The organism is Alcanivorax sp. IL2 (genome assembly GCF_047495475.1).
Lineage (GTDB): Bacteria > Pseudomonadota > Gammaproteobacteria > Pseudomonadales > Alcanivoracaceae > Alcanivorax.
Map to the genome: position 1 here is coordinate 2,490,544 of NZ_CP179932.1, position 22,143 is coordinate 2,512,686.

General features: G+C 53.6%; 15 protein-coding genes. All 15 read right to left on the reverse strand.

Features of this window, described 5'->3' with window-relative positions; all coding sequences use genetic code 11:
* Positions 1-63 precede the first annotated feature (63 nt).
* Complete coding sequence (locus tag ACMG4N_RS11585; RefSeq protein WP_414431744.1) at positions 64-2,487, reverse strand: DUF6160 family protein; 2,424 nt, start codon at positions 2,485-2,487, stop codon at positions 64-66.
* Positions 2,488-2,489: 2 nt separating this feature from the next.
* Positions 2,490-3,284 carry a hypothetical protein gene (locus tag ACMG4N_RS11590; RefSeq protein ID WP_198030598.1) on the reverse strand — a complete coding sequence of 265 codons (795 nt, stop codon included), beginning with the start codon at positions 3,282-3,284 and terminating at the stop codon, positions 2,490-2,492.
* Positions 3,281-4,567: a hypothetical protein gene (locus tag ACMG4N_RS11595; RefSeq protein WP_414431746.1), complete on the reverse strand. Its 1,287-nt coding sequence runs from the start codon at positions 4,565-4,567 to the stop codon at positions 3,281-3,283. Before ACMG4N_RS11595 ends, ACMG4N_RS11590 begins: the two co-directional genes overlap by 4 nt.
* A 370-nt stretch (positions 4,568-4,937) precedes the next feature.
* Positions 4,938-6,422, reverse strand: a complete 1,485-nt coding sequence (locus ACMG4N_RS11600) for a bifunctional 2-methylcitrate dehydratase/aconitate hydratase (protein ID WP_414431747.1) — start codon at positions 6,420-6,422, stop codon at positions 4,938-4,940.
* Between the two features lie 166 nt (positions 6,423-6,588).
* Positions 6,589-7,767, reverse strand: coding sequence for a 2-methylaconitate cis-trans isomerase PrpF (prpF, locus tag ACMG4N_RS11605; RefSeq protein WP_414431749.1), 1,179 nt, complete (start codon positions 7,765-7,767; stop codon positions 6,589-6,591).
* Positions 7,768-7,890: 123 nt separating this feature from the next.
* A complete protein-coding gene (acnD, locus tag ACMG4N_RS11610; RefSeq protein WP_414431750.1) occupies positions 7,891-10,482 on the reverse strand; it encodes a Fe/S-dependent 2-methylisocitrate dehydratase AcnD in 2,592 nt (863 codons plus the stop codon).
* Positions 10,483-10,634: 152 nt separating this feature from the next.
* Positions 10,635-11,762 carry a 2-methylcitrate synthase gene (gene prpC / locus ACMG4N_RS11615; RefSeq protein ID WP_297764020.1) on the reverse strand — a complete coding sequence of 376 codons (1,128 nt, stop codon included), beginning with the start codon at positions 11,760-11,762 and terminating at the stop codon, positions 10,635-10,637.
* Positions 11,763-11,900: 138 nt separating this feature from the next.
* Positions 11,901-12,788, reverse strand: a complete 888-nt coding sequence (gene prpB / locus ACMG4N_RS11620; RefSeq protein WP_273009518.1) for a methylisocitrate lyase — start codon at positions 12,786-12,788, stop codon at positions 11,901-11,903.
* A 72-nt stretch (positions 12,789-12,860) separates the two neighbouring features.
* Positions 12,861-13,556 carry a GntR family transcriptional regulator gene (locus ACMG4N_RS11625; RefSeq protein ID WP_273009520.1) on the reverse strand — a complete coding sequence of 232 codons (696 nt, stop codon included), beginning with the start codon at positions 13,554-13,556 and terminating at the stop codon, positions 12,861-12,863.
* A 97-nt stretch (positions 13,557-13,653) separates the two neighbouring features.
* The gene (locus ACMG4N_RS11630; protein WP_414431752.1) at positions 13,654-15,591 is read right to left on the reverse strand and encodes a hypothetical protein; all 1,938 of its coding nucleotides are present in this window, start codon (positions 15,589-15,591) and stop codon (positions 13,654-13,656) included.
* A gap of 44 nt (positions 15,592-15,635) precedes the next feature.
* Positions 15,636-16,451: a MalM family protein gene (locus tag ACMG4N_RS11635; RefSeq protein WP_297764028.1), complete on the reverse strand. Its 816-nt coding sequence runs from the start codon at positions 16,449-16,451 to the stop codon at positions 15,636-15,638.
* Positions 16,451-18,118, reverse strand: coding sequence for an outer membrane protein transport protein (locus ACMG4N_RS11640; RefSeq protein WP_297764031.1), 1,668 nt, complete (start codon positions 18,116-18,118; stop codon positions 16,451-16,453). Before ACMG4N_RS11640 ends, ACMG4N_RS11635 begins: the two co-directional genes overlap by 1 nt.
* Before the next feature lie 30 nt (positions 18,119-18,148).
* Complete coding sequence (locus ACMG4N_RS11645) at positions 18,149-19,201, reverse strand: transporter (RefSeq protein WP_414431753.1); 1,053 nt, start codon at positions 19,199-19,201, stop codon at positions 18,149-18,151.
* A 9-nt stretch (positions 19,202-19,210) separates the two neighbouring features.
* A complete protein-coding gene (locus ACMG4N_RS11650; RefSeq protein ID WP_273009530.1) occupies positions 19,211-20,020 on the reverse strand; it encodes a C39 family peptidase in 810 nt (269 codons plus the stop codon).
* Positions 20,021-20,169: 149 nt separating this feature from the next.
* Positions 20,170-22,086, reverse strand: coding sequence for a tetratricopeptide repeat-containing sulfotransferase family protein (locus tag ACMG4N_RS11655; RefSeq protein WP_414431754.1), 1,917 nt, complete (start codon positions 22,084-22,086; stop codon positions 20,170-20,172).
* Positions 22,087-22,143: the final 57 nt, after the last annotated feature.

Genomic DNA, 22,143 nt, shown 5'->3' on the forward strand with positions numbered 1-22,143 from the left:
TCATTTTGCCTGTTCTGTTGTTTGGTCGACCAGATGCATATGCAAGGTAAACATTTCTTACAATTACGGAGAGAATGGTATTGCTGCACTTTGAGGTTCTAGTGTGATACTTGAGTAAATTTGTGCCGAAGGAATAACCATTCGTCCAAGCTTGGCGTCACCTAGCATAATGCTGTCAATTATTACCGGCTGTCCCGCATTAGCACTTGAAATACCTGGAACAGTATCAAGAACACTACCCAGATGAGCTGCCGCCGCATAGCCGACTTTTATGTTATTAGCGATTATCATTTTGGGCTCAGGGCTCATTGCTCTTTCATTAGTCCCCACGATGTCTACCCTGCCGTCAGTAAAGGCAAGATCGCCAGTTATATTGGCAAGCTTAATTGCTGCTTCAGGCTGACTCGGTTCAGCGATAGAAAGGTAACTACCGCAATTTGAATCTCCTAAAGAGCCGCAATTTGACACGTCAGTCGTGCCGCCTAACATACCATCGCTGTGGCTAGTACCGAGGCTCAAAGCGCCGCTATACCCCAAATAATTATTGCCAGATGTAGAAGCAGGATCAGATGGTGAAAATCTTAGATTTACCAAACCCTCCAAATTCAAATCCAGATTGGCTCCATTGACGGTCTGAGCACGAGTTGTACTCTCAGGGTCGTAGTCAGGATGTCCAGGTAACAAACCTCCACCAAAGGTGGCACGGTAGTTGAACCGTGCTTCAGGGGAAAAAATATCGAGGCCGCCGGAGTAATAGTCGTTTCCAACCTGTGGTTTTACCCATATCCGGGTATCGTTACCAGCCACCACAAAACTTGAACTCATAAAACCAATACCCATGCTGGCTTCAGTATCAGCAATCATCAAATGTGTGCCGTGATCCCAATTCTGAGTCTGTAGTTCATTGCTAGCGTCAAGAGTTTGTGACTTGAGCAAGATATCAGCAATAATCCCATCTCCGCCGACATAAGAAGCAGACCCGGAATCATAACGACTACCACCGGGATACAAATAAAAGTTGGCATCAATATTCGCCAGTGAATATATGAGCCCCCAATTAAACTCTCGGGTATTTACTGTTTCACCATCTGACTGCCTCTCAAGAAGCCGCACCTTACGAGAGTACGCTTGAAGTTGCCCATCGCGAACAACAATGGCAAGAGCCCCGGAATCACCGCCATGGGTAAACCCGTAATAATTGCCAATCCGCCCAGGCTGAATATTCATAAACTGCCCGCCTGCACCAGCACAACCGGAGGCCTGAAAATTGGTTCCATGGCCCCAGCAGAGTCCACCAGGGCCTTGCCCTGCTCCATTAATCACATCTATAGCAATCAAAGGAAAATAGTGAGCCGACGGTTTGCGCTCTGTCCGTACGCCCCACATGGTCCAGTCACCGAGCTCAAAGTTAACTCTTGACTGATCTAAACTTGCAACATCGGCAGTTTCACCAAGCCTCCAGCGGAATTCATTGTCAGCAGAAAGAAAACTCTTTGCAGCAATGTCATCGAGATTCACATAGTCCCATTGGGAGCTAAAGCGTAAACCTTCCGAAGTCACAGCATTTGCACCATATGGGTCAAAGGCTCCGGCAGTTGCTCCTTGCCAAACACCGCCTGACATCCACTTGAGTTCGGCGTCACGCACGCTACCGAGAAAACCAAAGTGCATTAAACCTCTTGCGTTATTAGTAATGCGGAACTCTTCCGCACCAACTTTCTGGCCATAGATTAAATCGAAGTCCAACGCTAAATTGATCAAATCTGAAGCTTGGATGTTAGAAGACGTTGGTATTTCTGATGAAGGGCCAGAAACTGCGTTTGGGTCAAACGGGTTACCTGCTCGATGCACGATGCCCTGATTATCAACTCCCAAGGTGCCTTCCTGAATTTCCCAACGAAGAGCAAAATCATGCAGAGCTAACCAAGGATTAGTATCGTCTCCTTGACGATAAAAAAGATCTGCATCTCGGATCTCACCCAGCAGGTAGACCTTGTCATAGCCCATGTTAAAAATGCCATTATTAACAAGGTCGATACCACCTTCGAAGTCGAAGGCAAACGTCCCCATTGAACGAGAGTTGCTTGCGGAAGGAATAGTCAACGAATCAGTGCGCACACGTATACGGCTGTCTGTATGAAGACCCAGCGCCATCAGCGGCACACCATCACCAGCAGTACCAGCGTCAACCGTAAAAGTAGCTGCGGCCTGGTCAGCACCAGCCATGGTGCCATCATCACCTACTCCATCTAAATTGATATTATTGAGGCTTAGCTCGGTCGCATCCGGCTTCCATTTAACAGCGTCGGCACTCCAACCTTCACTTGCTTCGAGATTAATTGTCAGGCCGTCTTGACCAGATACACCGGCTAAATCTTTATCATCAAGTGCCTGCATGGCATTAGCTGGAATGGCTGAAGCCAACAGTGCGGCAGGAAGAGCCACTGAGAAATAAACGCTTTTTATTGTTATTCTGCGTTTTTTCATAATCAGAACCCGTACATATAGAAGTTGCCACCGATAGCAATGCCAGCCTGGTGACTATTATTGTCGGCAATTTCGAAGCCTAAAAATGAACCAAAGTTGTTTGCCTGCCAGCCAGGTGCTGCAGCCCAAGTCTCGCCGATTTCTGGCTCATTATATTCCACGGCTAGCCCTTGAACATAAACCCCTAGGAGAACGTCATTGTAGCCTTGACTGGTTCCTGGTTGGCCTGCATTACCTGCCGTATAGATTCCGCCACTCTCAGGGTATTGAGCTCGAACAGCAGGAGAGTTATCAATCCATGATTTTGTACAGTCCCCAAACAGGCAATCTCCTGACTCATTACGAAACTTTTCATCATTGAGGTCTATTAATTTGTTAGCAGCACTGACCCCATTTTCTGCCTCTGGATCGCCGCCAAGAAATGCGGCATCCAGACTCAAACGGTTCATTTCCAGTGAGGCATGCCCGTTTTTGAAGACCAACCAACCAAAGTCGCGATTCTCAAGTTGCAAAGCAAGACGACAGTTCACACTTGCTAAACCAGTACAATCAGCGTTAGCGGACCCAATGTCTTCATCATTAGCAACGTCATGAGGCGGCCTGCTGTTGTAGTAATATTGCAAGCTGATCAGAACCCCTTCTTTCCCAGTAACAGTGCCCATTTCTGTATCATCCATGGGCTCAAGTGCTTGCGCAGGGTTCACATTCAAAAATAGCATCACAAGTAAAGACACCACGAAACGGCGCTGCAAAAAAATTAATGGGTAACCAGATAGCTTTTTAACACAAGTCGTCACAGCCCTGCCCCCAAAGTTGTGATTTTCATATGGTTGATTCGCATGCCTTCGATCCTGGAAATCCCAAGATTAGTGACCGCATCAGGGATCACCGTACCGGCGCCGGTGCCGCCACTGACAAAGTAGATACCGTTATCGGTAGATTGTGCACCCGGTACTGCAAAACCTTCAGTGGACCCAGGATCGTCGAAACGGGTGAAATCCCCCCAGCGTACATAACCACGCGTATCGTTGTTGGGGTTTTGAATTTCTCCGTTGACAATATTGCAAGGTCCAACGCAGTAAAAATCCTCATAAACTGCAGCAATATTGGGAATTTGGGTTAATTCGATAATAAAGTTACCGCGTTCGCTGCCACTTCTTACTGCATCGAGAGTTAGTGCTTGGTAGTGCAATTGTCCAAGAGGTAGGTAGGCATCAACATTTTTGAAGTACATGCCTTCATTATCTTCAAAGTCCGGCACCCAATGCAGGCGATCTTCAGAGTTTGCTTTCTGACGCACAGAGAAGCGGAAGTCACCTGAAAGAGCACTTTCATAGGTGATGCCAAACGTATTTGAGTCAGCCCAAGGGTAGAGTGCCGAGTCCATACCAGTGGTGCGCATCAGTCTAAGTCGCGCGGGCCTGCCATCTGTCGTTACCGGTTTGCCGTGGATTATGGTCTGGCTCTGGAGGAAATCGGCACCACCAACGTTATAGCTATTGTTGAGAGCGCCATCGGCCGGATTGTTATTTAACCGATCCACCTCAAGCTCACCCCAGAAAGACCAGCGCCAGCGGTCAGTATCGCTGGGGCCTATCAATTCCATCACGGTAGGCATATTTGCAGGGGTGCTGAGGTAAGCGCCCGAATAGTCATAGCCTTCGTATTGGTAGGCACGCAGGACGTAGGGGTCGTAAATGGAGGCAAAGGCACCGATTCCCCCACCATTGTCAGTACCCATTGGGCAAGCCAGGTAATCATTGCCAAAAGCACCGCCGGAGCCACAGCCTGAACCATGCCAATCCATACCGGCGATTTGCTCCCCATTGGTAATGGAAAGGCCGTAATAACGGGCATCACCCCGTTCCCAACCTGCACCCTGTGCTTGGGTTCCGGTCAGTTCTATATAGCTGGTAGGTGCAAAGCGAAAACTGAAATCATCCATTGCAAAGGCCAAACCTGCGCCCTGCACATCAGACAGCGAGGAGTCATCCAGCTCTTGCAGAGCCATTGCCTGGGAAGCGCCGAGGGTGAGGGCCGCTCCCAGCAGCATGTGGGAAAGGGAGTTGTTGCGCCGCACTGTGACCTCTGTCTTGTTGTTATCAGTCTGACCGTGAACGGTTTTTGGGCAGGACTGGTTACTTATGCCACAAGACTACACAGCATGATAACGCTAGACAACATGTGTTAACACAAACACTACATGATGTTAGGTTTAAATTTTCATTAATTTCAATACGTTATAGATTGTAAACATCAAGTTTACACTTTCTATGAATATACGTGCGCTACCAAAAGCGAGGATCTGTTACAAATATGCACACTTTGCCGAGAACTGTAGATGCCAAGGCTATGTAGGAATGGTGTACGGATATTAAGGGACTAAGCGGGTTCGCCATGCGAGCATAGCTCCTACGGGGGAAAGACCTGATCCATTTGGCTTTACAGGCCTACAACGCAAGCATGTCCATGAATTCGTTAACGGGTATGGCTTCCAGTTCATCACGGTCCCGGCAGAGTTCTAGAATACGTTCTGCTCTCGCTCGCGGGAAACTGGTCAGCAGGTTTCGTCGGAATTTGCTTTCCAGAACGGGGGTGCCCTCCTCTCTGCGACGACGATGACCAATGGGATACTCAACGACCACCTTGTCCGTGTGGGTGCTGTCCTTGAAGACTATCCGGATGGCATTGGCGATAGAGCGTTTGGCCGGGTCGTGGTAATCCGCTGAGTACTGCTTGTCTTCCTGCACCTTCATCTTGTCCCGCAGGGTGTCGATGAGAGGATGGCTTTTGTGGAAATCGTCCTCATAGTGCTCGGCGGTCAGCTCACCAAATATCAGCGGTACGGCAACCATGTATTGCAGGCAGTGGTCCCGGTCGGCCGGATTGGCCAGCGCACCCTGTTTGGAAATGATGCGAATGGCCGAGTCGTGGGTGAATAGTTCGATCTTGTCGATCAGGTCGAGACGATCCTTTACCTGGGCGTGCAGCGTAACAGCAGCTTCACAGGCGGTCTGCGCATGAAACTCTGCCGGGAAGCTAAGCTTGAAGAGAATATTCTCCATGACGTATGAGCCATAGTCCCGCTGAAAACGGAATTTTCGCTCCGCGTCAGGTTTGACCTTCTGATCCTTGTTGGTTTTGGAGAACAGCACGTCGTAGAAGCCCCACTGTTCTGCGGTAAGGGCACCGGGTATACCCATTTCTCCCCTAAGGGCAATATCGGCCAGCCGCACGGCTCGACTGGTGGCATCCCCGGCGGCCCAAGATTTCCGCGAACCCGCATTGGGAGCATGGCGATAGGTACGCAGTGATTGGCCATCCACCCAGGCATGGGAAATCGCAGACAAGAGCTGTTCGCGGTTGGCGCCCATCATTTTTGCCGCAACCGCAGTGGACGCCACTTTTACCAGCACCACATGGTCAAGCCCGACCCGATTGAAGGAATTCTCAAGCGCCAACACACCCTGTATTTCATGAGCACGGATCATGGCATCGAGGGCATCTTTCATTGTCAGCGGCTCTCCACCCTGTGCCGCCCTCTGTTGTGATAGGTGGTCTGCTACGGCCAGGATCGCCCCCAGATTATCCGACGGATGCCCCCACTCCGCTGCCAGCCAGGTGTCGTTATAGTCCAGCCAGCGGATAGCACAGCCGATATCCCACGCCGCTTTGACCGGGTCCAGTCGATGCGGGGTTCCAGGCACCCGGGCGCCATGGGGAACCAGCGTTCCTACCACTAAAGGCCCCAGATGCTTAGTGCATTCCGGGAAACGCAGGGCCAGCAGACCACAACCCAGGGTATCCATCAGACAGTAGCGAGCCGTGTCCCACGCCTCTTCCGAGTCAATTCTGTAATCGAGGACATAGTCGGCGATGGCCTGGATTTCCTGATCGTAATCCGGGCGTTCATTGTGGTCGACGTTGGCGGACATGGCAGGAGCCTCCCCTGGCTGGGTTGGCTTTCAGGGTCGCCCCGGGATGGCGGAGGGTCAAGGGCTGGAGAAGACTAAATCGGTGGGTATTCGCCTTGCTAGCAAGACCCCAACAGGGGTGAATGTTGTTGGAGCCTTGCTAGCAAAGCGAGGTCGGACAGACAAATCAGAAGCAGTCGCCAGGGACGCGCACCCAGCCTTCCATTAGCACGCGGGCACTGCGGCTCATGCTGGCTTTGGTGGCGGTCCACTGGCCGTTCACATGCTGGGCGCCGGCGCCGACGCGCAGGGTGCCGGAGGGATGGCCGAAGGTGACGCTGTCGCGCTCGCCACCGCCGGCAGCCAGGTTAACCAGGGTGCCCGGCACTGCAGAGGCGCTGGCAATGGCCACGGCGGCGGTGCCCATCATGGCGTGGTGCAGTTTGCCCATGGACAGGGCTCGAACCAACAGGTCCACCTCTCCTTCAGCAATTTGCTTGCCACTGGATGCGGTGTAAGCCTTGGGTTTTGCCACAAAGGCAATTTTGGGGGTGTGCTGACGGGCTTCCGCTTCTTCGATGTTGTCGATCAGACCCATGCGCACGGCGCCATAGGCGCGAATGGTCTCGAACATCTGCAGCGCGTCCTTGTTTTCGTTGATGTCGCCCTGCAGCTCGGTACCGGTGTAGCCGATATCTTCTGCGTTCACGAAAACCGTAGGAATGCCGGCATTGATCATGGTTGCCGGGAAAGTGCCGACGCCGGGGACTTCAAGCTCGTCGACCACATTGCCGGTGGGGAACATGGCGCCGTCGCCATCTGCCGGATCCATGAAGTCCACCTGCACTTCCGCGGCCGGAAAGGTCACCCCGTCCAGTTCGAAGTCACCGGTTTCCTGGACGTCACCGTTGGTGATGGGCACATGGGCAATGATGGTTTTCTGGATATTCACCTGCCAGATGCGTACCACGGCAATGCCGTTTTCGGGGATGCGGTCGGCGGCGACCAGCCCGTTGTTGATGGCAAAGGCCCCTACCGCCGCGGTCAGGTTGCCGCAGTTGCCGCTCCAGTCGATGAAGGGCTTGTCGATGGAAACCTGACCGAACAGGTAATCCACGTCGTGATCGGCGCTGTCGCTCTTGGCCAGAATCACCGTTTTGCTGGTGCTGGAAGTAGCGCCGCCCATGCCGTCGGTGTGCTTGCCGTAGGGGTCCGGGCTGCCGATGACGCGCAGCAGCAGTTTGTCACGGGCCTCGCCGGGCACCTGGGCCACTTCCGGCAGATCGGTGAGGCTGAAGAAAACGCCTTTGCTGGTGCCGCCACGCATATAGGTGGCGGGGACTTTAATTTGAGGTGCATGAGCCATGCGAGTTTCTCCTTCAAAAAAACCCCGACGTGCGAAGCCATCGGGGTTTCAAATTCTTCACCTTGCGAGCAAGGCTCCAACGGTTTGCTGTTGGGGCATTGCCCGCATTATCAGGCGAATGATTTAGCTGGCTTCTGCCATGAAATCCTTGGCGAATTTCTGCAGGATACCACCGGCGGAGTACACGGAGACCTCCTCCGCGGTGTCCAGCCGACAGATCACCGGTACGCGTTCCTCATCACCATTGGCGCGGTGGATCACCAGGGTCATGGTCGCACCCGGCGCGCGCTCACCTTCCACGTCGAAGATCTCGGTGCCATCCAGGCCCAGGGTCTTGCGGGTGGTACCTTCCTCGAACTGCAGAGGCATCACGCCCATACCGATCAGGTTGGTACGGTGAATGCGTTCGAAGCCTTCGGCGACGATGGCTTCCACACCTGCCAGTGCTACGCCTTTGGCCGCCCAGTCACGGGACGAGCCCTGGCCGTAATCGGCGCCAGCGATGATGATCAGCGGCTGCTTGCGATCCATGTAGGTCTCGATAGCTTCCCACATACGCTTCACTTCGCCTTCCGGCTCGACCCGAGCGTGAGACCCCTGAATCACGTTGCCCTGCTCGTCCTTGACCATTTCGTTGAACAGTTTCGGGTTGGCCAGGGTGGCGCGCTGGGCGGTGAGGTGATCACCGCGGTGGGTGGCGTAGGAGTTAAAGTCCTCCTCCGGCAATCCCATCTTGTCCAGGTAGGCGCCCGCAGCGCTGTCCAGCAGGATGGCATTGGACGGCGACAGGTGGTCGGTGGTGATGTTGTCCGGCAGGATCGCCAGCGGACGCATGCCTTTCAGGGCACGAGCCTCGGCCATGGTGCCTTCCCAGTACGGCGGGCGACGGATATAGGTGCTCTGCGGGCGCCAGTCGTACAGCGGGCTGGCAGCGCGTGCACCGTCGCCCTTCTTCTCGAACATGGGGATATAGGTCTTGCGGAACTGGTCCGGCTTCACCGATGCCTTGACGATGGCATCGATCTCTTCATCCGCAGGCCAGATGTCCTTGAGCATGATCGGGTTACCGTCCTGGTCGTGCCCCAGCACATCCTTCTCGATATCGAAACGGATAGTGCCGGCAATGGCGTAAGCCACTACCAGCGGCGGCGAGGCCAGGAAGGCCTGCTTGGCGTAGGGGTGAATACGGCCATCGAAGTTACGGTTGCCGGACAGTACCGCCGTGGCGTACAGGTCGCGGTCGATCACTTCTTTCTGGATCTTCGGATCCAGCGCGCCACTCATGCCGTTACAGGTGGTACAGGCGAACGCCACCACATCGAAGCCCAGATTTTGCAATTCCGGCAACAAGTTGGCTTCTTCCAGGTACATCTTCACCGTCTTGGAACCCGGCGCCAGGGAGGATTTCACCCAGGGCTTGCGGATCAGGCCCAGCTTGTTGGCATTGCGGGCAATCAGGCCGGCAGCAATCATGTTGCGCGGGTTGCTGGTGTTGGTGCAGCTGGTGATGGCCGCAATGATCACCGCGCCATCGGGCATTTCGCCCTCTTTCTCTTCCCACTTGCCGGAGATGCCACGGTTGGCCAGTTCGGAGGCCGGCAGCAAGGCGTGCGGGTTGGACGGGCCAGCCAGGTTACGACCGACACTGGTCATGTCGAACTTGAGCACGCGCTCGTATTCGGCGGTCTTCAGGCTGTCCGCCCACAGGCCGGTGGCTTTGGCGTAGTTTTCCACCAGCGCCACCTGCTTGTCTTCGCGGCCGGTCAGCTTCAGGTATTCCAAGGTGTTGTCGTCGATAAAGAACATGCCGGCAGTGGCGCCATATTCTGGCGTCATGTTGGCAATGGTGGCGCGGTCACCCACGGACAGGCTGTCTGCGCCTTCGCCGAAGAACTCCAGGTAAGCGCCAACAACACGCTCGCGGCGCAGGAATTCCGTGATTGCCAGTACCAGGTCCGTACCGTTAATGCCCGGGCGCAGTTTGCCGGTGAGCTCCACGCCGACAATGTCGGGTAGACGCATCATGGACGGATTGCCCAGCATCACGTTCTCGGCTTCCAGCCCCCCTACCCCAACGGAAATCACACCGAGTGCATCCACCATGGGAGTATGGCTGTCTGTGCCGACACAGGTATCCGGGAAGGCGACACCATCGCGGACCTGTACCACCGGCGACATCTTCTCCAGGTTGATCTGGTGCATGATGCCGTTGCCCGGCGGAATCACGTCCACGTTATCAAAGGCGGTCTTGGTCCAGTTGATGAAGTGGAAACGGTCTTCATTGCGGCGCTCTTCCACTGCCCGGTTTTTCTCGAAGGCGTTCTCTTCAAAACCCGGGTGTTCCACGGCCAGGGAGTGATCCACGATCAGCTGGGTAGGCACCACCGGGTTGACTTTGGAAGGATCTCCGCCCTGCTCGGCGATGGTGTCGCGCAGGCCGGCCAGATCCACCAGTGCGGTCTGGCCAAGGATGTCGTGGCAGACCACCCGAGCCGGGTACCAGGGGAAATCCAGATCGCGTTTGCGCTCGATCAGCTGCTTGAGCGAATCGGTCAGCGCGTCCGGCGCACAGCGGCGAACCAGCTGTTCGGCAAGGATGCGGGAGGTGTACGGCAGTTTGTCATAGGCCCCAGGCTGGATCGCATCGACAGCCGCACGGGTGTCGAAGTACTCCAGCTCGGTGCCGGGAAGGGGTTTGCGGTATTCGGTGTTCATAGCCTGGGACTCTTGTTCAGGGGTGAATCCTGGGGAAAGGCGCCCTCTCCCCCGACCCCTCTCCCGCAAGCGGCAGAGGGGAGCTTAAACCCAACCTGTCTGGAGGGCCCCCTCTCCCATTTATGGGAGAGGGGCAGGGAGAGGGTGGTTTTTTATCGCTCGGCGATCGGCGTTACCTTGCGCAGTTCCGCACCGGTGTACTCAGCACTGGGACGAATAATGCGGTTATCGGCGCGCTGCTCGAACACGTGGCCGGCCCAGCCGGTCAGACGGCTGATCACAAAGATCGGGGTGAACAGCTTGGTGGGAATGCCCATAAAGTGGTAAGCAGACGCATGGAAGAAATCGGCGTTACAGAACAGCTTCTTCTCGCGCCACATGACCTCTTCACAACGAACGGATACCGGGTACAGCACGGTATCGCCCACATCATTGGCCAGCTTTTCAGACCACTGCTTGATGATGGCGTTACGCGGATCAGATTCGGTGTAGATCGCGTGGCCGAAGCCCATGATCTTTTCCTTGCGCTCCAGCATGCCCATCATTTCTTTCTCGGCATGATCCGCATCGGAGAACTTCTCGATCATGTCCATGGCCGCTTCGTTGGCGCCGCCATGCAACGGGCCACGCAGGGAGCCGATAGCACCGGTAACACAGCTGTGCAAATCACTCAGGGTGGACGCACAAACGCGAGCGGTGAAGGTGGAGGCGTTGAACTCGTGCTCTGCATAGAGAATCAGGGACACGTTCATCACCCGCTCGTGCAGTTCGTTGGGTTTTTCACCACGCAGCAGGTGCAGGAAATGGGCGCCAATGGAGTCGTCATCGGTTTCCGGATCGATCTTCACGCCGTCGTGGCTAAAGCGATACCAGTAGCAGATGATGCTCGGGAATGCGGCCAGCAGACGATCGGTGGCATCTTCCTGTTGGCTGAAATCGGTTTCCGTTTCCAGGTTACCCAGCATGGAACAGCCGGTGCGCATCACATCCATGGGGTGCGCATCTTTGGGGATCTGCTCAAGCACGGTTTTCAACGCATCAGGCAGACCACGCAGGCTTTTCAGCTTGGCTTTGTAGGTGGCCAACTGGTCCTGAGTGGGCAACTCCCCTTTCAGGATCAGGTGTGCCACTTCCTCAAATTCACAGTTCTCGGCCAGATCTTTCACGTCGTAGCCACGATAAGTCAGGCCAGAGCCACTCTTGCCGACGGTGGACAGTGCGGTTTTGCCTGCTACCTGGCCACGCAGGCCAGCGCCGCCGAGTTTTTTGCCTTCTGCCATTGTGTATCTCCTTGTGAAACTAATATTTCGCCAATACGAATTCAGTTCTGTAGGAGCGCCTCTCGAGGCGCGAACCGGCTTGCCGATATATTCAAAGGCATGATTCACACCTCAAGAGGTGATCCTACATAAAATCTCTTAGCCCTTGCCCTTGGCAAAGAGCGCATCCAGCTTCTGCTCGTAATCGTGGTAATTCAGGAAATCGTACAGTTCCATGCGTGTCTGCATGATGTCCACCACGTCTTTCTGGTGGCCCTGCTCGCGGATACTCTGGTATACCCTCAGCGCGGCCTGGTTCATGGCACGGAAGGCACTCAGCGGATACAGGATCATGTCCGCACCGGCTTCAGCCAACTCTTCGCGGGTAAACAGCGGTGTGGCGCCAAATTCAGTGATGTTGGCCAGCAACGGTACGTCGCCCAGCCCTTCCTTGAAGGCCTTGTAATCTTCCAGGGTGTGTACCGCTTCGGCAAAGATGCCATCCGCACCGGCCTCGATGCAGGCTCGGGAACGCTCGATCGCCGATTCAAGGCCATCCTTCTGAAAGGCATCAGTGCGGGCAATAATGAAGAAGTCATCATCGGTCTTGCCGTCAACAGCCGCCTTGACCCGGTCCACCATCTCTTCCTGGGACACGATTTCCTTGTTCGGGCGGTGACCACAACGCTTCTGGGCCACCTGGTCTTCCAGGTGGACGGCGCCGGCACCGGCCTTGATCATTTCTTTCACGGTACGGGAGATATTGAACGCCCCACCCCAGCCGGTATCGATATCCACCAGGAGCGGGGTTTCCACGGCACTGGAGATTCGGCGCACGTCTTCCAGCACATCATTCATGCTGGTCATCCCCAGATCCGGCATGCCGTAGCTGGCATTCGCCACACCACCGCCAGACAGGTAGATAGCCCGGTAGCCGGTCTGCTCTGCCATCATAGCCGCATAGGCGTTGATGGTACCCATCACTTGCAACGGTTTTTCTTCGGCTAGTGCCTTGCGGAAACGACCGCCGGCGGTGAGTTTGCTCATGGTAGATCTCCTCGTTATGTGCCGTAGGAGCTTGCCTGCAAGCGAACAGCGTTCGCCATGCGAGCATGGCCCCTACAGGGTATTACCCTGCACGGTATATTGGTTTTCGATGTTCTTGCGCGCACTACTGATATGACGACGCATCAATAGCTCGGCCATTTCGCCATCACGAGACTCAATAGCCTCAACAATTCGACGATGCTCATTGAGGGCTTTCTGGGGCCGATTGGCCACGGTGCTGAACTGGTAGCGGTACATTCGTACCAGGTGATACAGCTCACCGATCAGCAACTGGCTGAGAGTGGCATTGTGGCTGCCCTGAATAATGCGGTAATGGAAATCCAGATCCCCTTCGCGCTGGAAATAGGCGACATCTTCACGGAGATCTTGCTGTTGCTCATGCTGGGCCAGCACATCATAAAGTCCGCGCACTTCGTCAGCGGTCATATGTTCCGCTGCGAGCCGGGCGGCCATGCCCTCAAGGGCTTCGCGAACATGATAGATTTCGATCAGGTCGTTGACGCTGAGGGAAGCGACCCGGGTGCCCACGTGCACCACTCTCTCGAGCAGTTTGCGGGATTCCAGACGGCGGATAGCTTCACGAAGGGGGCCACGGCTGACACCGTAGCGGCTGGCCAGTTCGGTTTCGCTGACCTTGGAACCGGGCAGGATCTCCCCGCGCACAATATCGTCCTGGAGCCGGGCGAAGACCCGATCTGCCAGTGTGCGTGTGTTTTCAGGCAAGGAGCCCGGGGAAGCAACAGACATAAAACAGCCCGATTGTTGACAATCTGAACAACCGGGCCGGACTTTACGCCCCTAAACAGGATGTTTCAAGAGGCATTGTTGACAACTTGTCTCAGCTTTATGGCGCCATGGGGTCACAGCCTGCAACGCCAGCCCTGAAGAATTGTACCGCGCCGCTGCGCAGAGCATTGAACCTGCGAACTTCAGGATCGCTTGGCTCGTCCCCGAAATCAGCCAGAACGATTCGCGGCAAGAAAGTCTCTTCTACCCAACGGGCACGGAGGCCTGTATCAAAATTCTCATCAGACAAGCGATAAAGCGGAGCACAATCATCGGCATCAACCGTCAAATCAACCCGCCCTTCAATGGTGGCATTAAAATGAGGAGTGTCAGCCCTGAGATCAAAGCCCGGCGCCAACCGGATAGACAGGTTGGCGCTCTTGGGGTCGTCAAAACTGCGTGTCACCAAACCAACGCCATAAGCATTCCCGCAAGCGCCGCCTGCACCAGTGGTTACCAGTCCATCCGCATTAATTCTCAAACAGAATTCCCCGATATCATTCTCGTCCATGCGAACACGCTCACGGGTTACGGTTTCGCCACCCAAGGTCTCTGGATAATTGCCCCCGGAATTGCTGATTTCTTCGTTTTCATCTGTATCTTCGTCAGGGTCGGCGATATCCATACACACTCCGGTGTCATCATCGTCGCCAAGATCATCATCAACACAGGCCCGCATTAAACGAATAGTGTAATCACCGACCAACTCTGCAGCGATAGCAGGTTTAGCCTGCACAAAGCCGGTTTTGGTGGCTCGGAATGGAAGGGGGTCACCTGTCAGCTGTTCATCCAGCAACTTATCGGTGATTTTCCCTTTCTCTTCCTCCTGCAAACTTGTGCCGGCACTCGGGAAATCAAGCTTAAAATCGCTATTGCCGTCGATATCCACCCCCGCATAAAGGCTAGATCCGAGGAAACGTCCGGCAACCTGGGCATCAGTATTGTTGGCTGGAGCATCACCAATGCCTGCACTTAGCAGATTGACGGAAAGCGAATCATCATCCTGATTCTGAAGTTCAAGGATGTCCGACAGCCCTGCACTGGAACTAAAGCCCAGGTAATCCAGAACCTCATTACCACCTTCTGACGCCCGAACACCCAAGCCGCCACCAAGGATATCTCCATCTGGCAGAACTAACGCGTTGAGTGTGAAAGACACCGTAGAACCATCTTCCCCGCCGAAGTCACAGCCCTCCAAAATGATGCATTCCCCCGCAATTTCAAAGGCATAGAGACCAGCGCGGGTCCGATCATTTCCTTCTACAAGACGACCCTCATACGCAGCGGTATCGTTGGCAAATCCATCAACAGGCGTTTCCGTGTTAACCCGGTCGATAAATCCCTGCCAAGCCGCCTTGAATTCGTCGAAATCGCTGTAATTAAAACCATTTTCTGCCCCAAGCTCAGGCTGGGCATCGAGTATAGTATTCGGATCCCCCGAGTCTGCGGGGAGATTCGGGTCACCCGGGATGATAATCTTCGCATCAGGATCATTACCCTGCTGATTAAGGGCATGCAGTAACGCGGACCGGTTCAATGCCGGGCTGGCAGTGCCTACCGCGCCGTCTTGAACGGTTGTCCTGCGGGGTGACTCAATCAGATCAGCCAGGGTTAGCTGGTAAGTTCCCTTACGCAATTGCTGCGGCAGTTTGTAGCTTCCCAGCGTCACCCGATTACCTTCAAAAATAGCGCTGCCAATATAGAATTCAACGCTACGCGAGTTAGCCGGACAGAGTGCATGGAAAGCAGGAACTTCGATATTCAGGCCAGCAGGGGTATAAGCCTCGTCACGGGTATAACCGTTGGAGTTTCCACATTGATAACCCAGGTTCGCCACACGCGGGCCCTGTAGTTCAATCAGGGAATCACCACGAGGGTTGATGTCACAGTTAGCGCCTAGCGGGCAACCAGGGACCGTGGCATCGGAAAAATCCTCGCCGCCATTACAGCCAGCAAACGCCAGGGCGGCAAAAGCCATTAATGTAAGGTGTCGCATAAATCGTTACCTGTAATAGCAAGCCGGGTTCTACCCGGCTGAATTCACTGGGCTGAAAGCAGCAACTCGCCTTTCAGCACCGCTTGCAGCCCATCAGTACTCGACTGCTCTTGTAAGTAAGGCAGGAAAACTACCAAGTGACGTTGACCGGGTTCGCGCGGCAAGGTTCCTTGCAGATAGCCGTATCGGTACCAGGTCTCCGGGTATTTTCGGCTGAACGGTTGATCAATCAGAAGCAGCGGTCGGCCAGCTTCATCAAGCCACAGCAATTGTGCGGCCACGTAGTCCTGTTTTCGAATGAAGGCCTTCAGATCAAGAGTAGTCACATTCTTGTTTAGTGTCAGGGCCATCGCCTTGAGTGGCTCATCGCCCAGCATTACCGGGCTATCTTGGTCAAAAGTAACAAGAATTTCGGCCCCTGGGGCAAGTTCGACGGCTTCCTCCAGCAGATGCTGGCAGCAATCCTGCCGTATAGTGCGGTAGGTTTCCAGAAAACCGCTCTCAGCGACCTCAGCATACTCCGGTTCGACCCTGTCCAGCGCCTCCCGTTCAGCCACCATATCCACTGGGCGACTGGTTAGCTGGCCACTTTCGTCCACGTAGGTAATAAACCGATCTCGCTCTTTATCCTCAAGCTCCTGGTCTATCTCTTCGCTGGGCCGGTAGTCTTCCAGCGGCTCAGCAAGAGAAAGCCCACCAGCACTGCCATCAGCATCAATCGGTTTTTTGTCTTCGGGTTTCTCGATGGTGACCAAGTTCCCCTGAGCATCCGTATAGACGTAGAGCTCACCCTGCCCGGGCTGACCTTGGCAGGCAGCCAGCAACAGTATCAGCGGATAGAGAAAAGAGTATTTTTGCATTAGAACCGAGTTCGGAACGCCAGGCCCATGATAGTTACCGTAGCTTCAGTTTTGATATCAAGTCCGGCGTAGGGGTTATAGACCACATTGTCGATACCAGTGCAGTTGGCTGCACAGCTTGTATTTGCGGGAATTTCATCCTTGCTTCGCAGCTGTGCAATACCCAGATCGATATCGGTGTCTTTGTCCCATTTATACCCAAGACCAAGGCTGTAATACTTCGCCTCATTGATTGGAACCAGCGGACTACGCCGATCCTCCGGAATCGCTGAAGCACGTGGCTCGTAACCGGCACGAAGCTGGATACGACCTGTAAGATCATAGGAAGCACCAAATGCCAGATTCCAGGTGGACTGATAGTTCAGCGGGTAACTTAAACGGGACGAAGTGGATCCAGGCGAAAACAAACGAGCCAAGCTTAGTACCGCAGAGCTACGATCAAAGGTGAAATCAAAAGAATCCCACTCTTTGTAATCGGCCCAGACAGCATCGATGTTGAACTGCAGTCTTTCTGTGGGCCTGATCTTGATGCCAGTCTGGAAAGAGGCGGGCATCGTCAAATCCATGCTTACACGCCCCACTTCTTCTGCTGCGACACGGGAAGGAATGCCAAGCACCGCCAGGGCAATAGCCCCCGTTGCGGAGCCGCCAATACCATTAATTGTCTCCTGGGCAGCATTGGAGTAGCTGATCTTGTAGTCACCGCGCATATGCGTTTTGGCTGCAGAGCGGTACACAGCACCCCAGGCAAAACGTTCATGGGGCTCCCACAGTACCCCCAGGTTATAGGAAGGGCTGAAACGCTGGTCCATTTTCACATCAAGAGAAGCCAGATTCTTGAACGGTCCCAAGCCCTCTTCCGGACGACAGATCCCGAAGAGAATCAGATCCAGAGCGATATTGGACTCGCCTTTAAAAGGCGCACAGATGCTTTCATCCAGCACCCTGGCAAAACCCAACAGCTCATTGGGGGCACGAAAATCCTGCTCCAGGGCCACAGCCTGAAAGCTCATACCGATGGAAGCACCAATTGAGAGCTCATCATTGACACGATACCCAACCGAAGGAGAAAGATAAGTAATACGCTCCAGCGCTACCCGCTCCCCCATAAAGTTGCCGACATCATCTTCATCACGGTAAAAACCAGCCGCCATAGGGAGATACGTGGCGGTGCCAAAAGTGAACTTGGAACCTGCTGGACGAATGGAAAAGGCCGGCAGAGGGCCAGCAATCAAAGGACCAGGGGGCAAATCCACCGTATCGTTAATAAACGGCACATAGAGAGAAATACCCTCAATAGTACTATTGGCGGTTTTGAAATCCCGACAGAAATCCACACCATCGTTGGGTGCGTCGTTACAGACAACCGGATCATCGGAAAAACCGAAAACATTGTAGTCAGGGGGTGCGGAAAACTCGGAGTTCAAACTGAAGTCCGCAGCCAGAAACTGCAAGTCGACCCTGCGTCCGTCCAGCTTGGCCAACCCTGCTGGATTGAAATGAATGGCCATAATGCCTGGGGGATCAGCGGTTACCGCATGGCCCATGCTCATGGCACGCACATCAATCGCCAAGTTGTTAGCCAGCTGGGCTCTGCTGCTTGTCGCAAACAAGCCCGCCAGCAAAGCCGCCAGGCCGCAGACCAAAGCCTTATTATTGTTCTTCATGGCATGCCTCTCACAACTGCAAATATCGGCTTAGGCACCGGGTTTCAGGCCGCTGAAATCAATCGGCATGGACAACCCAAGCAGCACGTCGGGAGAGTCTTCGGTCAGACCGAAGCCGAAACTCAGGTTAATGATTCGGTTCTTGGAAGAGCGCAAACCAATAGAGGTATTCACAACACTGGATGTAGAGTCTTCGGAGCGGGCAATACGCCCACCATCAAAGAAAAACTCGGTATCGAAATTATAGGATTGCTGATAGCTGGCGCTCAGAGACACCTCGTAGGACAGCGCATAAGCTAACCCCATGGAAAAGTTGATGCTGTCCCCCGGGTTCACCTCTTCGAGGGTATCCGAGCCACGCCGCTGATTGATACCAGTAATGTCAAACGCCATTGAATAACCCAATGAGCCATACAACACCACCGGATCAACAACCTTGCTCATACTGACGCCGCCGCCCAGTGAATAGAAACCGGAGCCGCTGGACACCTCAGTGTTAACGTTGATGTCGTAAGGGCTGTCCCCGGTCGGCGTCGTCAGTGTGGTATAAAGTGTGGTGTTCACCGCGCCGGGACGCACCGGGAACGGCTGATAACGTAACCCAAAAGACACATCACCCAGGGCTGCCTGGGAGACATCCTTTTCAGTATCGTACTTGTAGGAAACCGGCAGCCGAGTATTGAATGTCAGGTTGTTCCAGATACCATAATCAAAAGACAGCGAGGAGCCGAAGGAGTGCTGGGCATCCTGCTCAATCCGGAATCGGCTGATATTACCGCTATCCTCATCCAGAGCGATGTCAATCCGATCATCCCGGTAGTAGTTATAGTTTGCCGAGAAATTCAGTGACATCTGGCCACTGGGCAACAGGGAGTACTGTTTTTCAGCCGCCTGAAAAACTTCTTCCAGGTTCTTTTCTTCGGTCACATCATCTTCTTTGGTCTGCAGGGCATCGCGTGCTTCTTCAACGCTTTCAGCCGCCCAGGCAACGGGCTGGGCAAGCAGGAGTGCAGCAATCGCCGCCACTTTTCCAGACTTCATATTCATGCAAAGCCGTCCTTTATTCTGTTTTTTATTTGCCACTGCAGGCTCTTATTTTCTGAAATAGGTGCGGGTTGGCACATTGATCACACGCTCTGTGCCATCCTCTTCCTCAATCAATACCCGGCGAAGCGTACTGGCTTTATCTGCCCAGTTTTCGATGGTATTGGTAAACACTGGAAACTCCTGGAAGGCCAGCCGATTAATCGTGCGCTCGTCCAACAAACGGAGATCATAATCAGTTAACTCCAAACCATCCTGTGGCTCAAAACCGTTGGGAAAGACAATGAACAGAACATTCTGGTCCCAAACCTCTAAAAACTTTGATTCTGTGAAGCTGATATTTCCCAACGCCGGGTCAGCCACATATATATGGCCATCCTGATATTTTTTCAGCACCACAAAATGCTTGAAGCCGCCATATGCGATAGGAACGATTGCCGGGTGATCAAGGCTCTTGATGTCTTTCATTTCTGCCTTGAACCCACCACTGGGGTGACCCAAGGCAGTTGCCAAACGTTTCATATCAAGAAGGGAGAAACCTCGCCGCTTAACAATTTTCTCGGTTTCACCAAACCGCAGAAGCCCCTCCATGATCTGGCGCTCCTGGAACTGGCGTCCAAGATATTGATTCAATACGGTGGTCAAGGCAGCAGAGCCGCAGGAATAGTCGTACGCCTGGCGCGTGACATTGTGATAACGGAATTCAGAAACCGGTTTAACGGCCACCCCTCTCTCGCGCAGGGGCCCGTCACCAGTGGGGTGCTCGTAATAAATCACGCCTTTCTCGGGGGGCTCGACTACAACCGACTCATTGGCGGCAAAGTAGATCAGCGCTACACCCAGCATGGACGTCAGCATGGCAAGTTATCCGCTGTTATTGTTATTGTTTGTTTCGAACATGGCCAATCATGTTAACCATGTCCCACTGGGCAGGCAACCACCTATTCTGACAGGAGGCACCGGGATCAACAGAAATACGGCATTCCCATGAACAAACCCAAGCAGAATCAGGGATGCAGACCTAACTCAAGAGAGGACCGTACATTCACCCCCCTTTGCTCCAAGGCTTTCACAAATGGACTGAACAACTCACCGTATTTATCGTACTTCCCAACTGCAGTTGTAAAAACCCCTTCTCTGACCTGATTCATACTGGCAGTACCCACTCTGCTGACCCTGCCAAAGTCAAGACAGGCATCATCCCAAGGTAGCTCGAGCCATACCAGCAACCGCCGCAACTCCTCTTCAAAATTCTCAACCAACCTTTCATAAGTTGTCACATTAAGCCTGCCGGAAAGCACCTGATGCCACCAATTCATATCGTCACGATACAATGAAATTTCGGATGCTATGCCACCAACCGTAAAACTGAAGTGCTGGAACTCAAAATTTTGCTTATAACAGCCATAAGCCACATCCAGCGGCGCACGATTTAGTTCGATAAACCTGGCTTTGGGAAAAGCAGCAGCCAGTAAACCGGCAATTTTGTGATTATTTATCCCTTTATGGATCATCACTTTATTTGGATCTATCCCGGAGCGAGATACAGCCTGCAGATAGGCTACCCTGAATTGCTCCAACTGTTCAGTTGAGATCGACTCATGATTCTCAGGGCAATCTGTCAGGCTCCAGCTTCCAGTCAACTGCCTCCAGGCATCACTGGCAAAGTTCGCCTCCCCCGCGCCGGCAGCCATCGGGTGGCGAGAAAGAGCCTGCTCCAACAAAGTACTCCCAGAACGGGGCAGAGAAAGAATAAAAACGGGAGAGAAACCTGAAGAGTCCTCATTATGCGCAACCCCAACTTCTGCTATCTTTTTAGCAGGGTAGGCTTCCCTAACTCGCTTTACATTAGCAGTATGGCGAGTGGAGTCCATTGGCGCCAATTCCGCCATGGTCGCGTTGCCTTTCTCCAGCGCATGCATTTCTTTTTGCAGATCCCCTGCCAATTGATATTGACGAGCGGCCGCAAAATACATACCCGCAGTATCACGCTTATCTGCTGTTTTTTCTGCTTGCTCACAAGCGGAAAACAGTCGTTTTTCAAATGCGGCATCAAGCGGCTCTTTTATTGCATCAAGCAAAGGTGACCATGCAGTGAAATAATTTGGCTCTCTTTCCAGAATACTTTTAAGCGTGCCAATAGCCTCTTCGCGACGCCCCTCCACGGCCAACCAACGGGCATGCAGCGTCAACAGCTCCGGATCATGAGGGTAACGTTCCAGCAAAGGCTCAAGGACACTCTCCACTTCGCTGTAATCTTCAATCGATATCCAGGAGGCTAATAATAAACGTTTGGCTAACTCGCCCACCTCCTCATTGGAGCTCCATTGCTGAAATAAAGGGATGGCATCTTCAACCCTGCCACTTCGGCGCAGAGCCTCACCATACCAGACCCCTGCCTGAGGATAATCGGGGTTATCCCTAACGACCTCTTCGAGTAATACGCCAGCCTTGGCAGCCGCATCGGTTTTCAGAATACAATTCGCAATGAAAGTCTTGGCCTCAATATCGTTTGGGTCCCTCTCTAGCACTGCTGCATAGGCCGCCTGTGCACGCCCCCAATCTCCAGCTTGAAAAAGGCAATGAGCAAGCCCTTTCCAGGCCAGCGGGTACGCATCCTGTTCCCGGATCACTTGCTGGAACACATCGGCGGCAACTTGTAGTTGCCCCGAACGCAGCAGTAAATCGCCATAGAACATGACCCGTTGCAGCGTTGCCCCACCGACATTAATTGCGCCTTTGATGCTGTTCGTTGCCGTGCTCAGATCCCCGAGAGCCAAACTAGCCTGCGCAGACACTTCATAAAGTGCCACCGGCAATGGATTCGCTATTTTTTGGGCCTCAACAACCCATTTCATGACTTTACGGTAATTGCCAACCTGCATGGCATGCAGGGCTTTTTTGGTTATAGTGTCAATGCTCAAGATTCACCTGAAAAGCAAAATTGGAATAAACATTCAACAATACGAATTTTGCCAAAA

Excerpts from the sequence above, each read along its gene's own strand:
- ACMG4N_RS11585 (WP_414431744.1), bottom strand. The coding sequence starts at position 2,487 with ATGAAAAAACGCAGAATAACAATAAAAAGCGTTTATTTCTCAGTGGCT.
- ACMG4N_RS11600 (WP_414431747.1), bottom strand. The coding sequence starts at position 6,422 with ATGTCCGCCAACGTCGACCACAATGAACGCCCGGATTACGATCAGGAA.
- prpF (WP_414431749.1), bottom strand. The coding sequence starts at position 7,767 with ATGGCTCATGCACCTCAAATTAAAGTCCCCGCCACCTATATGCGTGGC.
- acnD (WP_414431750.1), bottom strand. The coding sequence starts at position 10,482 with ATGAACACCGAATACCGCAAACCCCTTCCCGGCACCGAGCTGGAGTAC.
- prpC (WP_297764020.1), bottom strand. The coding sequence starts at position 11,762 with ATGGCAGAAGGCAAAAAACTCGGCGGCGCTGGCCTGCGTGGCCAGGTA.
- prpB (WP_273009518.1), bottom strand. The coding sequence starts at position 12,788 with ATGAGCAAACTCACCGCCGGCGGTCGTTTCCGCAAGGCACTAGCCGAA.
- ACMG4N_RS11625 (WP_273009520.1), bottom strand. The coding sequence starts at position 13,556 with ATGTCTGTTGCTTCCCCGGGCTCCTTGCCTGAAAACACACGCACACTG.
- ACMG4N_RS11630 (WP_414431752.1), bottom strand. The coding sequence starts at position 15,591 with ATGCGACACCTTACATTAATGGCTTTTGCCGCCCTGGCGTTTGCTGGC.
- ACMG4N_RS11635 (WP_297764028.1), bottom strand. The coding sequence starts at position 16,451 with ATGCAAAAATACTCTTTTCTCTATCCGCTGATACTGTTGCTGGCTGCC.
- ACMG4N_RS11640 (WP_297764031.1), bottom strand. The coding sequence starts at position 18,118 with ATGAAGAACAATAATAAGGCTTTGGTCTGCGGCCTGGCGGCTTTGCTG.
- ACMG4N_RS11650 (WP_273009530.1), bottom strand. The coding sequence starts at position 20,020 with ATGCTGACGTCCATGCTGGGTGTAGCGCTGATCTACTTTGCCGCCAAT.